The organism is Arthrobacter sp. MMS24-T111 (assembly GCF_054888995.1).
Window position 1 is genome coordinate 700,358 of sequence record NZ_JBTZRO010000001.1, and the last position, 14,949, is coordinate 715,306.

13 protein-coding genes, 2 pseudogenes and 1 riboswitch are annotated in these 14,949 nt (G+C 67.7%); of the genes and pseudogenes, 4 read left to right on the forward strand and 11 right to left on the reverse strand.

Features of this window, described 5'->3' with window-relative positions; all coding sequences use genetic code 11:
- Positions 1-11 precede the first annotated feature (11 nt).
- From ACX5I6_RS03185 to ACX5I6_RS03195, 3 genes are read left to right on the forward strand one after another with little or no spacing between them, the layout of a single operon-like run.
- Positions 12-275 (forward strand): DUF1737 domain-containing protein, encoded by a 264-nt coding sequence (locus tag ACX5I6_RS03185; protein ID WP_018760735.1) that lies wholly within the window; start codon positions 12-14, stop codon positions 273-275.
- Entirely contained in the window at positions 272-682 is a 411-nt protein-coding gene (locus ACX5I6_RS03190; RefSeq protein WP_018760734.1) for a rhodanese-like domain-containing protein, read from the forward strand. Before ACX5I6_RS03185 ends, ACX5I6_RS03190 begins: the two co-directional genes overlap by 4 nt.
- Complete coding sequence (locus tag ACX5I6_RS03195; protein WP_461839447.1) at positions 683-1,891, forward strand: O-succinylhomoserine sulfhydrylase; 1,209 nt, start codon at positions 683-685, stop codon at positions 1,889-1,891.
- A gap of 4 nt (positions 1,892-1,895) precedes the next feature.
- Here the strand turns inward: ACX5I6_RS03195 and ACX5I6_RS03200 are convergent, their stop codons facing one another.
- The 5 genes from ACX5I6_RS03200 to ACX5I6_RS03220 form a co-directional block, all read right to left on the reverse strand.
- Entirely contained in the window at positions 1,896-3,122 is a 1,227-nt protein-coding gene (locus tag ACX5I6_RS03200) for a glutamate--cysteine ligase 2 (RefSeq protein ID WP_461839448.1), read from the reverse strand.
- Between the two features lie 67 nt (positions 3,123-3,189).
- Positions 3,190-4,713: a UDP-N-acetylglucosamine 1-carboxyvinyltransferase gene (locus tag ACX5I6_RS03205; protein WP_461839449.1), complete on the reverse strand. Its 1,524-nt coding sequence runs from the start codon at positions 4,711-4,713 to the stop codon at positions 3,190-3,192.
- Positions 4,714-4,819: 106 nt separating this feature from the next.
- The gene (locus ACX5I6_RS03210) at positions 4,820-5,620 is read right to left on the reverse strand and encodes an energy-coupling factor transporter transmembrane component T family protein (RefSeq protein WP_461839450.1); all 801 of its coding nucleotides are present in this window, start codon (positions 5,618-5,620) and stop codon (positions 4,820-4,822) included.
- Positions 5,617-7,164 (reverse strand): ABC transporter ATP-binding protein, encoded by a 1,548-nt coding sequence (locus ACX5I6_RS03215; protein ID WP_461839451.1) that lies wholly within the window; start codon positions 7,162-7,164, stop codon positions 5,617-5,619. The genes ACX5I6_RS03210 and ACX5I6_RS03215 overlap by 4 nt, the downstream gene beginning before the upstream one ends.
- Positions 7,164-7,787 carry an ECF transporter S component gene (locus tag ACX5I6_RS03220; RefSeq protein WP_285247962.1) on the reverse strand — a complete coding sequence of 208 codons (624 nt, stop codon included), beginning with the start codon at positions 7,785-7,787 and terminating at the stop codon, positions 7,164-7,166. The genes ACX5I6_RS03215 and ACX5I6_RS03220 overlap by 1 nt, the downstream gene beginning before the upstream one ends.
- Before the next feature lie 67 nt (positions 7,788-7,854).
- A riboswitch (TPP riboswitch) is annotated at positions 7,855-7,994 on the reverse strand.
- Between the two features lie 219 nt (positions 7,995-8,213).
- On the opposite strand from ACX5I6_RS03220, the gene ACX5I6_RS03225 reads away from it, so the two are divergent.
- On the forward strand, positions 8,214-8,477 hold the full coding sequence (locus ACX5I6_RS03225) for a DUF4235 domain-containing protein (protein WP_461839452.1): 264 nt from the start codon (positions 8,214-8,216) through the stop codon (positions 8,475-8,477).
- 12 nt (positions 8,478-8,489) lie between these two features.
- Here ACX5I6_RS03225 and mnhG read toward each other — a convergent pair whose 3' ends face one another.
- The 6 genes and pseudogenes from mnhG to ACX5I6_RS03255 form a co-directional block, all read right to left on the reverse strand.
- Positions 8,490-8,891 carry a monovalent cation/H(+) antiporter subunit G gene (gene mnhG / locus ACX5I6_RS03230; RefSeq protein WP_285247964.1) on the reverse strand — a complete coding sequence of 134 codons (402 nt, stop codon included), beginning with the start codon at positions 8,889-8,891 and terminating at the stop codon, positions 8,490-8,492.
- On the reverse strand, positions 8,881-9,159 hold the full coding sequence (locus tag ACX5I6_RS03235; protein WP_018760725.1) for a monovalent cation/H+ antiporter complex subunit F: 279 nt from the start codon (positions 9,157-9,159) through the stop codon (positions 8,881-8,883). Before ACX5I6_RS03235 ends, mnhG begins: the two co-directional genes overlap by 11 nt.
- Entirely contained in the window at positions 9,156-9,701 is a 546-nt protein-coding gene (locus tag ACX5I6_RS03240) for a Na+/H+ antiporter subunit E (RefSeq protein ID WP_018760724.1), read from the reverse strand. The genes ACX5I6_RS03235 and ACX5I6_RS03240 overlap by 4 nt, the downstream gene beginning before the upstream one ends.
- Positions 9,698-11,300, reverse strand: a pseudogene (locus tag ACX5I6_RS03245) (Na+/H+ antiporter subunit D). The gene ACX5I6_RS03240 and the pseudogene ACX5I6_RS03245 overlap by 4 nt, the downstream one beginning before the upstream one ends.
- Entirely contained in the window at positions 11,297-11,818 is a 522-nt protein-coding gene (locus ACX5I6_RS03250; protein WP_018760722.1) for a Na(+)/H(+) antiporter subunit C, read from the reverse strand. The pseudogene ACX5I6_RS03245 and the gene ACX5I6_RS03250 overlap by 4 nt, the downstream one beginning before the upstream one ends.
- Positions 11,815-14,843, reverse strand: a pseudogene (locus ACX5I6_RS03255) (Na+/H+ antiporter subunit A). The gene ACX5I6_RS03250 and the pseudogene ACX5I6_RS03255 overlap by 4 nt, the downstream one beginning before the upstream one ends.
- Between the last annotated feature and the right edge of the window lie 106 nt (positions 14,844-14,949).

The window sequence follows — 14,949 nt, forward strand, 5'->3', positions numbered from 1 at the left end:
GGAGATCCGTCGTGTCTGACGCACCCGCCCCTGACGAAAAATTGTCCTACCGCCTGATTACAGGCCCGGACGACCGCTCCTTCTGTGAGCGGATCTCGGCTGCGCTTGCGGACGGTTATGTCCTGCACGGCAGCCCGGCGGCCACTTTCAACGGCAGCAGCGTCATCGTGGCCCAGGCCGTTGTCCTCCCGGCCGCCATCGCGTCGGCAGACGCCGCGGTGGCCACGGCCGTTGACGACCTGGAAGGCGAGTTCGACGGCGAGGGCCACGCATGAGCTACGCGGGAGACCTGACGCCGCAGGAAGCCTGGGCCAAGCTGGAGCAGGGCGCCATCCTGGTGGACGTCCGCACCGAGGGCGAATGGGCCCACATCGGCATTCCGGACACCAAGGCAACGGACAACGATCCGCTCTTCATCCAGTGGACCTTCCCCGGCGGCATCCCCAACCCCGATTTCGTGAAGGACCTCAAGGAGCAGGCGCCCGAGGACCCCGGCGCGGAGCTGGTGTTCCTGTGCCGCTCGGGCCAGCGATCCATCGCCGCGGCCGTGGCGGCCACCCAGGCCGGCTTCACTTCCTACAACGTCCTGGAGGGCTTCGAGGGGGAACCTGACCGCTACGGCGAACGGACCGTCAACGGCTGGAAGAACCGCGGCCTGCCCACCAACCTCGGAAAGAACTAAGTGACCTTCAATCAAGACGCCCCCGGCTGGAACCCCGACACCCAGGCTGTCCGCGGCGGGCTGGACCGCACCAACTTCCAGGAAACCTCAGAGGCCATCTTCCTGAATTCCGGGTTCGTCTACGAATCCGCGGCCGCGGCCGAACGCGCCTTCACCGGCGAGGACGAGCGCTTCGTGTACTCGCGCTACGGCAACCCGTCCGTGGCCACCTTCCAGGAACGGCTCAGGCTGTTGGAAGGCACCGAGGCCTGCTTCGCGACGGCGTCGGGCATGTCCGCGGTGTTCACCGCTTTGGGCGCGCTGCTCGCCGCCGGTGACCGGGTGGTGGCCGCCCGGTCACTGTTCGGGTCGTGCTTCGTGATCCTGAACGAGATCCTGCCGCGGTGGGGCGTGGAAACGGTCTTCGTCGACGGCCCGGACCTGGACCAGTGGCGCGAGGCCCTGTCCAAGCCCACCACCGCCGTCTTCTTCGAATCCCCGTCCAACCCGATGCAGGAAATCGTGGACATCGCGGCGGTGAGCGAACTGGCCCATGCCGCCGGCGCCAAGGTAGTTGCGGACAACGTCTTCGCCACTCCCCTGCTGCAGCGCTGCGGGGACCTCGGCGCGGACGTCATCGTGTACTCCGGCACCAAGCACATCGACGGGCAGGGCCGGGTCCTGGGCGGCGCCATCCTTGGCACCAAGGAGTTCATCGACGGCCCGGTCAAGCAGCTGATGCGCCACACCGGTCCGGCGCTTTCGGCGTTCAACGCCTGGGTCCTAACCAAGGGCCTGGAAACCATGAGCCTGCGCGTCCGGCACTCCTCGACCACCGCCCTGCGGCTCGCCGAGTGGCTCGAGGAGCAGCCTGCCGTGAGCTGGGTGAAGTACCCGCTGCTGAAATCGCACCCGCAGTATGAGCTGGCGGCGAAGCAGATGAGCGCCGGCGGCACGGTCCTCACCCTTGAGCTGGCGCCCTCGGGCGGGCGCTCCGGCAAGGAGGCCGCCTTCGCCCTGTTGGACGGCCTGCGGATCATCGACATCTCCAACAACCTCGGCGATTCGAAGTCCCTGATCACACACCCCGCCACCACAACGCACCGCGCCATGGGGCCGGAGGGGCGGGCCGCCATTGGCTTGAGCGACGGCGTGGTCAGGCTGTCCGTGGGGCTCGAGGACGCGGACGACCTCATCCGCGACCTGGAACAGGCGCTGAAGCAGATCTAAGGCGTCAGGCCTGGCGGACCCGCAGGAGTTCCGGAGTGTCTTCCACGTCGGAAAGATCCAGGGCGCCGCGCATGGTGACGTCAACGGCGTGCCGGACCACTGCCCCGAAACCCATATCCTCGGGAGGCGGTCCGGCCAGCGCCCTGTCGCGGGCCCGGCGCTGTTCGGCGGCCCCTGTCCCGCGGGCGATGATGTGCTCCACGCCCTGCCGGGCCAAGGCCAGTTCGCCCTGTTCCTGCAGGACAGGTGCCAGGTAGTCCACCAGGGAACGGGCTACGTCCGCGGCCGGGGCCGGGCGGAAGTTCCCGAAGTCCAGGAGCTCGCCGCTGAGTCCCGAACTGCTGGCCTGCCAGGAGGCCATCCGCAGCAGGACAGTGGGCACGGGCGCCGGGTCCACGCCCTCGCGCCATTCCCTGCCGGCTGATTCCACCAGGGCGCGGACCAGCACGGCGATCAAGGCTGCATCCTCGGCGCGGAGGCAGACATCGGCCACCCGCACCTCAACCGTCGGGTGGTTCCGGGAGAGCCGCGCGTCGAAATACAGCATCCCCTCATCGAGCATCACGCCGGTGTCCAGCAGCCGGGTGACCACCCTCCGGTACGCGGGGTACGTCCCGTAGATCGCGGCCGGACCGGACGTCGGCCACCGGTTCCAGGCCTGGGTGCGGTAGCTTTCGAAACCGGTGGGGACGCCGTTCCAGTACGGCGAGTTGGCGCTCAACGCCGTCAGGACCGCCAGCTTGTCGCGGATCCGGTCCAGGACCGCCACGCCCTCTTCCGGTGATTCGATGTAGGTGTGCACGTGGAATCCGCAGGTCAGCTGCTCCTGCGCCGTGAGGCCAAAGCGCTCCAGCATCCTGGCGTAGCGCGGGTCCGGCGTGGTGTGGCTGGTGGATGCCAGCGGCGACGTGGCCAGCGCAGCCACCCTGGCGCCGTGTTTGGCCGCCGCTTGGTTGGCCATGGCGCGGCCGGCCCTGATCTGCTCGAGCAGGGCCCCGGAATCCAGGCAGGGCTTGGTCTGCGTCTCGATCTGCTCAAGCTTCAGCTCGGCACTGAGGCCCATCTCGTCGTCGTGATCCGCCTGCTTCCCGGAGTGGTGGAGGTCCGGGTCCACCGGGAGATCGTCCGCGGCCACACGGTGGCCTGCGAGGAGGGCGTCCGCCAGGGCAAGCGGCTCCCCGGACTCCGGATCAACAATCAGGAGTTCTTCCTCGACGCCGAAAGTACGCATACGAACATTCTGCGTCAGGGACCGGAAATTCCGGGCGCCGCTGGTCATCATGACGAAGCATGAACGCCTAGTCCTGGAAGTACTCCACCTTGGCGCCGATGGTGTTCAGGCGCTCCGCCAGGTCCTCATAGCCGCGTTCAATCACGTAGATGTTGCGCAGCTCGGAGACGCCCCGCGCGGCGAGCATGGCCAGAAGCAGGCAGGCGGCGGGCCGGAGTGCCGGCGGGCAGCCCACTTCGGCGGCACGCCACTTGGTGGGTCCGTTGACGTAGATCCGGTGCGGGTCCAGCAGCTGCACCTGCGCACCGAGCCGGTTCAGCTCCGTCAGGTAGATGGCCCGGTTTTCGTAGACCCAGTCGTGGATCATCGTCTGCCCGTGGGCGTTCGCGGCGATCACGGCAAAGAAGGGGAGGTTGTCGATGTTCAGCCCGGGGAACGGCATGGGGTGGATCTTGTCCTCGGGGGCGCGCAGCTCCGACGGCTTGGTGGTCACGTCCACCAGCCTGGTGCGGCCGTTGCGGGCCATGTATTCGCCGGAGATTTCGAGCTTCTGCCCCATCTGGCCCAGGGTGGCCAACTCGATTTCCATGAATTCGATGGGTACCCGGCGGACCGTGACCTCGGAGTTGGTGACGATGCCGGCCGTAATCAGGCTCATTGCCTCGATGGGGTCCTCGGACGGGAAATACTCGATCTCGGCGTCGATCACGGGCCGGCCGGTGATCCGCAGCGTGGTGGTTCCCACGCCATCGATGGCCACCCCGAGCATCTGCAGGTAAAAGCACAGGTCCTGCACCATGTAGTTGGGGCTGGCGTTGCGGATCACGGTTGTTCCCGGCCGGTGGGCCGCCGCCATGATCGCATTCTCGGTAACGGTGTCCCCCCGTTCGGTGAGGACAAACGAACGGTCCCGGGTGTCCGCGGGAGGCGCCTGGACCGTGTAGAAACCTGCGGTGGCTTCCACCGAGAGCCCGAATTCGCGCAGCGCCTGCATGTGGGGTTCCACCGTGCGGGTCCCGAGGTCGCAGCCGCCGGCGTAGGGCAGCCGGTACTCCCGTGACTCGTCCAGGAGGGGGCCCAGCAGCATGATGACGCTGCGGGTGCGCCGGGCCGCGTCCACGTCCATCCCTTCCAGGTCCAGGACGGCCGGGCGGCGCAGGCGGAGATCCGTGTCGTTGAGCCAGGTGCATTCCACGCCGATGCTGGTCAGCACTTCGACGATACGGTTGACTTCTTCGATCCGGGCCAGGCGGCGCAACACGGTGGTGCCCCGGTTGATCAGGCTGGCGCACAGCAGCGCCACGCCGGCGTTCTTGCTGCTGTTGACGTCCACCGCACCGGAGAGGGTACGGCCGCCCTCCACCCGCAGGTGCGTCATCCTGGGTTTACCCACGTTGACGATGCTCCGGTCGAAGATGTTCTCCAGCCGCTGGATCATCTTGAGGCTGAGGTTCTGCTTGCCTTGTTCCATCCGGGCGACGGCGCTCTGGCTGGTTCCGAGTTCGGAAGCCAACTGGCCCTGGGTCCAGCCCTTCTCGGTCCGGGCGTTCCTCAACATGGCGGCGACGTGGCCGGCGGTCTCCTGAGTCATGACGAAAATATATCATAAATGAGATAGCAGGCCGGAGCGCGGCCATCCGGGTGTTTATATGGGGTAACCTACCCGCTACATGCGATAGTACCGCCAGGTAACCCCGTTAGCTGCCCAACCACACCATGTTCCAACGGCCCGCGGCAAGCGCCGCACCAAGGGCACAGCCGGCGATCAGGACGCCGCCGCCCACCACCCACAGGTCCAGGACGCTGAACGTTGATTCCCGGGCCCAGGTCCGCTGAGCGCCGCCGAAACCCCGCGCTTCCATGGTCACGGCAAGCCTCGACGCACGGCGGATCGCCTGCACCAGGAGCCCGAAACTCTGCCCCAGGGTCGCCTTTACCCGCTGGACCACGTTGCCGCGCGACCCCACGCCGCGGGCACGCCGGGCCATGCCGATGGTCTGCCATTCCTCGGCCATGAGCCCCACCAGGCGCATCGCCGCCAGCGTTCCCAGGACGAACCGGTGCGGCAGGCGCGCCTTCTGTGCCAGCGCATCGGCAAGGTCCGTCGGATCGGTACAGCTCATCAGGAGCACCGCCGGAAGGGCGATCGCGAAGCCCCGCAGCAGGAAGCCGATGCCCAGCTGGAGGGAGCCTTCGCTCATGGTCCAGATGCCGGCGTCGAGCAGGATCCTCCCGCTGTCCGGCGCCAGGATGGAGGTGCTCCAGCCGCCGATGGCGGCGGCGAGGATCAGCGGCCAGCCCCGCTGCCAGAGCAGGGACGCGGTGAGGCCGGCCAGGGGAAACAGCATCAACTCGAAGACCAGGGCCACGGACGCGGACACCCAGTCGATGGACAGTGCCAGGACCGCGGTGATCAGCACGACAGCGGCAAATTTGCTCAGCGGGTTGGCCCGGGCAAGGAGGGCGCGGTTGCCGTCCAGGGTCAGCTGCTGCCTCATGGCGCCACCGGTTCCGCAGCGGCCAGCCGCAGCTCGGCCCCGCCCAAAGCCTGGGTGAATTCGGCGTCGTGGGTCACGGACACCACGGCCGTGCCGGCGTCCAGGAGTTCGGACAGGAACGAGGCCAGCTCTGCCCAGGTGTTGGCGTCCTGCCCGAACGTCGGCTCGTCCAGGACCAGCACCTGCGGGCTGGCGGCCAGGACCGTGGCCACGGACAGCCGCCGCTTCTCCCCGCCGGACAATGTGTAGGGATTGGCGTCCACCAGCCGGGTGAGCCGCAGCCGCTCAAGCAGCTCCTCCACCCGGTCCTCGCCGTGGCCCAGGTGCCGCGGCCCGAACAGCAGCTCGTCCAACACCTTGCCCGTCACGAACTGGTGCTCCGGTTCCTGGAACACGGTGCCCACCCGTGAGATCAACTGCTCGGCCTTCCACGCGTAGGGGTCGATCCCGGCACCGCGGCTAAGGTCCACCGTGGCGGACACCTTTCCGGCCACCGGTTCAAGGAGCCCGGCAAGGGTCAGTGCGAACGTTGATTTCCCGGCGCCGTTCGGGCCGGTGACGGCCAGCGCCTGGCCGGCCCTGACCTGCGCGGCAACACCCTCCTGGACAGGAACCGGCGGGATTTTCCGGAAGCCTTTGCGGCGGGGACGCTCGCGGGAGACGGCCAGGTCTTCGGCTGCCAGCAGGAGGTTGCCGGTTCCGGCGGCAGGGTTGCCGGACCGGCGGCGGGTGGCCGGCACATACCCCGGCACCCAGACTCCGGCTGCCGTCAGCATGGCCCGGGCCTCGCCGAGCACGCGGTCCGGAGGTCCGTCCAGGAGCACGGCGGGATCCGAGGCGGAGCCCGGCTGCAGGACCACGATCCGGTCCACCAGGTCCTTCCAGACGGAAACCCGGTGCTCCACCACCACCAGGGTGGCACCGGTCTTGTCCAGGCAGCGTGCCACGGCGTCACGGACCTCCAGGACGCCGTCCGGGTCGAGGTTGGCGGTGGGCTCATCCAGCAAGATCAGCCCGGGGCGCATCGCCAGGATGCCCGCCAGCGCCAGACGCTGTTTCTGCCCGCCGGAGAGGGCCGACGTCGGGTGGTCCAGCGGGAGGTGGGAGAGTCCGACGTCGGCAAGCGCCTCGTGCACGCGCGCCCAGATGGCGTCGCGGGGCACGGCAAGGTTCTCGGCGCCGAAGGCGACGTCATCCCCCACCCGGGAGAGGACCACCTGGGTCTCCGGGTCCTGCTGCATGAGGCCGGACCGGCCTCGACGCTCGCGGGGTGGAGCGCCGTCGACCAGCAACGAACCGGACTCGTCCGCGTCGCCGGCCTCGCCGTCGTCGTTAATGTCGCCCAGGACCCCGGCGAGGGCATGCAGGAGCGTCGATTTCCCGGCACCCGAGGGACCGAGCAGGAGTACCCGCTCTCCGGGGCGGATATCCAGGTCGAGGGCGTGGACTGCAGGTTTGGCCCTGCCGGCATGCCGCCAGCCCCAGCCACGGGCCGTAATGGCGGCAGGGCGCACGCCTCCTGCGGCGTCCTGGGAGGGCGCCATCAGGAGAAGACTGGCTCCGTTGCAGCCTTGCGGGACGCGAAAGAGCTCAGCACGCCGGTGCGGGCCAGTCCGCGGGTGGCCAGCCAGGACAATGCGCCCGCCAGCACGGCGCCGGACACCGTGGTCAGGACTATGTAGGCGAGCTTGTCCGCCCCGGAGTAGGCAATGTTCCAGCCCCAGGGTGCGAATGAGTCATTCAGGCCGCAGAAGAAGCCCGCGGCCGCCCCCGCCAAGAGGGAGACGGGCAGGTTGAACTTGCGGTAGACGAAAACCGCGAAGATGATTTCCGCGCCCAACCCCTGGATGAAACCGGAGAAAAGGACTGAGGCGCCATACTGGGAACCCATCAGGAGCTCGCCCGTTGCGGCCACGGTTTCGCAGAACAGGGCGGCTCCGGGTTTGCGGATGATGAGCATTCCCAGCACGCCGGGAATCATCCAGCCGCCGGCCAGGATCCCGGTCAGGGGCGGGTAGGCGGCGTTCATGGGGGCCGACAGGGCGGCGGCGCCCTGGTCCCAGGCCCAGAAAATGACTCCGCCGGCGATGGCCACCAGGGCCGCCACCACGATGTCGACGACGCGCCAGGACTTACTGGTGGTCTTCTTGATTGCAGCAGTACTCATGTGATCCTCCTGGGTAACAGGAGGGGAAAGTGGCTCCGGCTGGCGGACCGTTACCGGTCCGGCCGGACACTTTGAGAACTCGACTCCCTTGCGCCGGTACTAACCGGATCAGGTTCGAGGGTCTGCGGCTGTCCCGCACTCTCAGCGCCCACCTGCGGTTCCCGGCATGGCCGGTTGTCCGACGGCGGCGCTCCCCTGTCGTTTTTAGATGTTGATGTTCGCGTGTAAATACTGCCCGGTTCGGGCGTGGTCAAGTTTACACCTGGCGGGGGCTGGGCGGCGGCCATGACGGCTGTTGCACCGGATGTGACCGCGGACCGCCGTCAGCGGGCCGGAGAGGATGCCGGCCATGCCCTTGCCCGGACCAGTCCGGGTGTACGGCTAGGCTGGAGGCAGTCCGTTTTCCGCCCGCAAGGAGTACTAGGAATGAACCTCTTCATCAAGCTGCTCGGTACCGGGGTGAGCCTGGGCGCAGGCCTGGTCGGCACCAAGCTCGTCAACACCATCTGGGAAAAGACCACCGGGCAGAAGCCGCCCAGCGGCAAGGGCGAGGACGTGCCCACCAGCCTGCGGTCGGCATTGACCTTCGCACTGATCTCCGCCTCCGTCAGCGCCACCATCCAGGTCCTGGCCAACCGGGGCACCCAGCGCGCCATCACCCGCTTCGCCAAGACGCAGGACATCGTCTAGCTGCTGGCGTTTTTAGCCGTCGTCGCGGTTGTCCGTCCGGGCAGCCTCGGCGGCGGCTTTTTGCACTACGGCCTCGAGTTCATCGGCGGCGAGCAGCTCCCGGTGCAGGTGCTTGGTGCGGTAGCCGGCCCGGCCCACCATGTGCGCGGACACCGGCACCGTGAGCAGCTGGAAGATCCAGGCCACCACCAGGACCGGCCACACCCACCAGGTGCGCATCTGCAGCCCAATCGCTGCCAGCAGCAGGAACAAGCCCAGGACCTGCGGCTTGGTGGCGGCGTGCATGCGGCTCATCAGGTCCGGGAAACGGAGCAGCCCGATTGCGGCGCCCAGGGACAGGAGCGCGCCCGCCACCATGAACACCGCGGAGGCAAGGTCGATCCACGCGTCCGCGCCGGAAAAGTCAGGATTCATGGGGGTTCACCCTCCGGTCGGCGACGAACCGGGCCACCGTGACCGACCCGATGAACCCGATGATGGAGATGGCCACCACCAGCATCAGGTTGTTCAGGTGCCGGTTCACGGCCATGTCCACGCACAGGGCCCCGCCCAGGATGGCGAGCAGGACATCGGCCGCAAGGACCCGGTCCAGCAGCGAAGGGCCGCGGGCAATCCTGATGATGGCCCCGCCCGCGGCGAGGGAGAAGATGACGGCCGTGACCGCCAGGACAACGGGCATCATGCGGACGCCTCCATTCGGACGGCTTCAAGTTCTTCGGCGGAACCCATGATGCGGATCAGGCCTGCTTCGATGGACCGGACCTCGTTCCGCAGGCCCTCGATGTCCTGCTTCGAGGTGATGTTCAGTGCGTGCAGGTACAGGGTGGAGGCCGGGCGGTCTACCTCCACCACCAGGGAGCCGGGAATCAGGGAGATCACGTGACCGGTGGCCGTGACGATCAGGTCCTGGTGGCTCCGGAGCTTCACCGCGACGACGGCGTTGGTCACCTTGGGTCCGCGGACGGTGGCCAGGTACAGGACCTGGCCGCTGGCGACCACCACTTTCGCCAGGAAGGCAAAGGCAAAGGGCACGGCGTACAGGATGTTGAACCGGCCGCTGAGTTCCACCGGCGGAAGGTAGAACAGCCTGGCAACGCCCACCGCCAGCAGGGCGCCGAAGAGCAGGTTCCCGGGGCTGAAGTCCTGCCAGAGGGCACCCCACACGATCACCAGCCAGACCAGGAGGGGAAGCTCCTGGCGCAGCGAAATCCGTTTGCGGCTCATCGTCCTCCTCCCGTCACGGTGGCCGGGACGGCGGTATTGCTGCCGAGGACCGACTGGATGTACGGGGCCCGGTCGAGCATGTCCCGCGCAGCCTGGTCGGAGAGACCGAACAGCGGCCCGGCGAACACGGTCAGGGCGACGCCGAGCACCACCAGGCCAAGGGTTGATCCCACCATGGTGCGCGGAAGGAGCGTGACCGTGTTGAGTTTGGCGCCCGGCCCGGCGGCGCGCCCGGAGGGTCCGGCCAACAGCACAGGGTCCGGATGTTCGGCGTCCTCCGGCTTCCGCCAGAACGCACGGTTCCATACGCGGGCGATGGCCAGCAGCGTCAGCAGGCTGGTCAGCACCCCTCCGATCACCAGCGCGTAGGCCAGCGGGGTTCCCAGCTCAATGCCGGCCTGCAGCAGCCCCACCTTGCCGAGGAACCCGGAGAACGGGGGGATGCCGGCCAGGTTCATACCGGGGATGAAGAACAGCATTGCCAGCAGGGGCGACAGCTTGGCCAGCCCGCCGAGCCGGTCAACCGAGGAGCTTGCCGCCGCGGCGTTCGATCAGGCCGGTCACCAGGAACAGGCTGGTCTGGATGGTGATGTGGTGCGCCACGTAGAAGACCGCCGCTGCCAGGCCTGCCACGGAGGACATGGCCAGGCCGAACACCATGTACCCGATGTGGCTGACCAGGGTGAACGAGAGCAGACGCTTGATGTCGCTTTGCGCCAGCGCACCAAGGATGCCCACCACCATGGTCAGCAGTGCCACCACCATCAGTGGCGTGTTCAGGGTGTCGCCGGGGAACAGCAGCGTTTCGGTCCTGACCATGGCGTACACGCCCACCTTGGTCAACAGGCCGGCGAACACGGCGGTGACGGGTGCCGGCGCCGTGGGGTAGGAGTCGGGGAGCCAGAAGGACAGCGGGAAGACGGCGGCCTTGATGCCGAACGCCACCAGCAGCATGACGTGCAGCAGGGTCCTGGTGCCTTGGTCCAGGTCGCCCAGCTTGAGGGCGAGGTCGGCCATGTTCACTGTCCCGGTTGCCCCGTACACCATGGCGATGGCGATCAGGAAGAGCACGGAGGACACCACGGACACCACCACGTAGGTGACGCCGGCGCGGATCCGGGGCCCGGTGCCGCCCAGGGTCATGAGCACGTAGCTTGCGGTCAGCAGGATCTCGAAGCCGACGTAGAGGTTGAAGAGGTCCCCGGAGAGGAACGCGTTGGACACCCCTGCCACCAGGATCAGGTAGGTGGGGTGGAAGATCGAGACCGGGGCGTCTTCGTCGCCGTCGGCCATGCCCTGCCCCGTGGCGTACACCAGCACGGCGAGGCTCACGGCCGAGGAGACCACCAGCATCAGCGAGGAGAATTGGTCCACCACCATGACGATGCCCCAGGGCGGCAGCCAGCCCCCGATGGTCACCGCGGCGGTTCCGCTGTTCCAGGCGGACGCCAACAGGAGGCATTCCAGGGCCAAGGTGAGCGACAACAGTCCGATGCTGACCGCCCGCTGGGCCCGGGAATGCCGGATCAGGAGGAAGGTCAGTGCGGCCCCCAGGATGGGAAGGACGACGGCGAGCGGGGCCAGGCTGGCGATGTTCACTTCTTGCCGCCTTCCGGGCCGGATTCGATGGTGGGCGAGCCGGGCTGTTCTTCCGCGGCCGCCTGCTCGGCCGGCATTTCCCGGCCTCCCGCCGTGACGGTGGCAAGCGGAAACTCGGATGTTTCGGCCGGAATTTCGGCGTCGTCCTCCGCGTCGAAGCTCGGTGTTTCCGCCACCCGGAGGTCCTCCACGTCATCCTGGATATCGTCTTGGCGGGCCAGGACCCACGTGCGGTAGATGATGCCCAGCATGAACGCGGTCACGGCGAAGGAAATCACGATCGAGGTCAGGATCAAGGCTTGCGGCAGGGGATCGTTGTAATCACCGGCCGGGGTGTCCTTGGTGAAAAACGGAGCCAACCCGGCGTATCCCCCGGTGGACAGGATCAGCAGGTTGGTGGCGTTGGCCAGCAGCATCAGCCCGAGCAGGACGCGGGTGAGGCTGCGTTCGAGGATCAGGTAGATGCCGCAGGCATACAGGGCGCCCATGACGATCAGCAAGGTCAGGTTGACGCTCATGCGTTGCCCTTTGCGGTGGTCTCGGCAGGAATACGGTCCGGTTCCTGGTCCTGCTGTGCCGGTTCAGGCCCGGCCGCGGCGGACCGTTCCTCCATGTGTTCATCAATCTCGGCGCCGAGGCTGCGCAGCACGTCAAGCACCAGGCCCACCACCACCACATACACGCCGATATCGAAGATGGTGGAGGTGACGAACTTGATGTCGCCGAACACGGGCAGCCACACCTCGATGATGGCGGACTGGAACACCTGGCCGCCCAACAGCAGGGGCGTCACACCGGAGGCCGCGGCCAAGGCGAGGCCTGTGCCCAGCAACGCACCCGCGCTCAGCGGTGCGGCTTCCCGCAGTTCGAACCGCCCACCGGCCAGGTAGCGGATGGTCAGGGCCAGGCCTGCGGTCAGGCCGCCGGCAAAACCGCCGCCGGGCAGGTTGTGGCCGGCCAGCAGCAGGTAGAGCGAGAAGATGATCATCGAGTGGAACATCAGGCGGGTGACCACCTCGAAGATGATGGAGCGGCGTTCCGGGGCGAGGGTCCTGCCCGCCACGATCCAGGCGTCCCGTGCCGAGGCGGCGAACTTCCGGCTGATGGCCAGCGCCGCACCGTCGCGGGACCCGGGGTCCACGCCGTGGTACCGGCCCACGGTGCCCTCGGCAACGGAGGCGGACCGTTGCAGGCGGTCCCCGCGGCCGCGGACAAAGATCAGGCTGGCCACGCCGGTGGCGGCCAGGGCAAGGACACTGATCTCACCGAACGTGTCCCACGCCCGGATGTCCACGAGCGTCACGTTGACCACGTTCAGGCCGCCGCCGCCCTCATAGGCGAGCTGCGGGAACTGCAGGGACACCGGGATGGCGGTCCTGGCTCCCATGGCGAAGATCGCGGCGAACACCATGGTCACGCCGAAGCCCAACCCGATGATGACGCGCAGCACCCGGTACTTTCCGCCGGTGCGGTCACGAAGCTCGGGGGAAGGCTGCGCATGGCCAGGACGAACGCCACCAGGATGATGGTTTCCACCAGCATCTGGGTCAGGGCAAGGTCGGGGGCGCCCTGCAGGGCAAACATGAGGGCGATGCCGTACCCGGTGACGGAGACCATCAGCACCGCCAGGAAGCGCTTGTTGGCCTTGACGGCGGCCAGCGCGCCAATCACGATGCCCACGCCGGCCACGAGCTGCAGCGGTGAGTGCGGGTCCACGAGGTAGATGTCCTGCGGCAGGGTATTGCCGCTGAGCAGGATGGCGGTGAGCGGCAGGACGAACGCCACGCTGAGGATCACGGCGAGGTAGAAGTAGAGGGAACCGCGCTGGGTCCGGCCCGTGATCCAGACGGCGGCGTCGTCCAGGGCGCCGATGGTGAGCTGGTAGCCCCGGTCGCCGTCCACCCAGCCCGGAACCAGTGCCTGCGCCCTGGCCACGGCGTTGCGGCCGAAGTACATGGCCAGGCCCAGCACGAACGTGACGGCCGTCAGCCCAAGGGCGGGGGTGAAACCGTGCCACAGCGCCAGGTGGCCGGCCTGCTCAGCCGGCGTTCCGGCGTCGGACGCCGTGGAGGCGAACAGCGCCGCGTACGGCTGGATCCAGGCGTCCACCGGCACCGGCCAGAGCCCGTAGGCGATGGTCAGGAGGCTCAGGACCGCGGGCGCGGCAAGGAAGGAGGGCCGGATGGCTTTGAACGGGGTGGGCTCCACGCCGGGCTTGGCCGCGAAGGCACCCCACATGAACCGGGCGCTGTAGGCGAAGGTCAGGATGGATCCCACCACCAGGCCGGCCAGCACCACCATGCCCCACGGACCGGCATGCGGGCCGGTGGCGTGGTGCACGAACGCTTCGAGTACCGATTCCTTGGCCACAAACCCTGCCAGCAGCGGCACCCCGGCCATGGAGGCCGCACCGATGCCCGCCACAATGCCCAGGGCCCGCGAGGACCGGAAGACGCCGGAGAGTTTCCGCACATCACGGGTCCCGGACTGGTGGTCGATGATGCCCACCACCAGGAACAGCGTGGCCTTGAACAGCCCGTGGGCCAGCAGCATTGCCAGCCCGGCCAGGGCGGCGTCCGGCGTCCCCAGGCCCACCACCATGGTGAGGAAGCCCAGCTGGCTGACGGTGCCGTAGGCAAGGATCAGTTTGATGTCGGTTTGCCGGAGCGCCCGGTAGCCTCCCACCAGCATGGTGGCCAGGCCCAGGCCCAGGACCACGGGCTGCCAGTACGCCGTCTCCGCAAAGCCCGGGGCAAGGCGGGCCACCAGGTAGATTCCGGCCTTGACCATCGCCGCCGCGTGCAGGTAGGCGCTGACGGGGGTCGGCGCAGCCATGGCACCCGGGAGCCAGAGGTGGAACGGGACCAGCGCGGACTTGGTGATGGCACCCACCAGGATGAGCACGACGGCGGCGCTCACCATGGCGCCTGAGGGTCCGGAGACGAGCACGGCGGCTTGCTCCAGGATGCTGGAGACGCGGTAGGTGCCCGCGGTGTAGCCCAGCATGATCAGGCCCACCAGCATGGCCAGGCCACCGGCCGTAGTGACCATCAGCGCCTGCAGGGCAGACCGGCGGGCCGCGAGCCGGGTCCTGGCAAACCCGATCAGGAGGTAGGACAAGATGGTGGTGAGTTCCCAGAAGATGAACAACAGCAACAGGTCATCGGCAAGCACCAGGCCGAACATGGCACCGGCGAACGCCAGCAACTGTGCGCCGAACGGACCGAGGTCCTGGTCTTTGCGTTTGAAATACCGGGCACAGTAAAGCAGCACCAGCGCACCGACACCCAGCACCAGCAGGGACATCACCCAGGCCAGTGCGTCCATCCGGAACGCAAATTCGAGGTGGAGGCCGGGAATCCATTCGAAGACTTCGGTTACTGAACCTGTCCCGGAGTAGACGGCGCCGTGCTGGAAAGCCAGCCAGGCGAAGGAAACAGCCGGGACGGCCGCCAGCGCGTAGAACGCATTCCGGCCCCAGGCCCTGAAGAGGAAAGGCGCCAGGACAGCCACCGAAAAGTGCACGGCAAGGACTGTTATCACTGGTATCTCCGCAACGTCAGGGATTCGATTGTCAAAAGTTGGAGCAGGCGGCAAGAAAGTTAGATCCGGGAGGCTCCAGTTTATCAAGGCTCCGGCACCGCCTTTT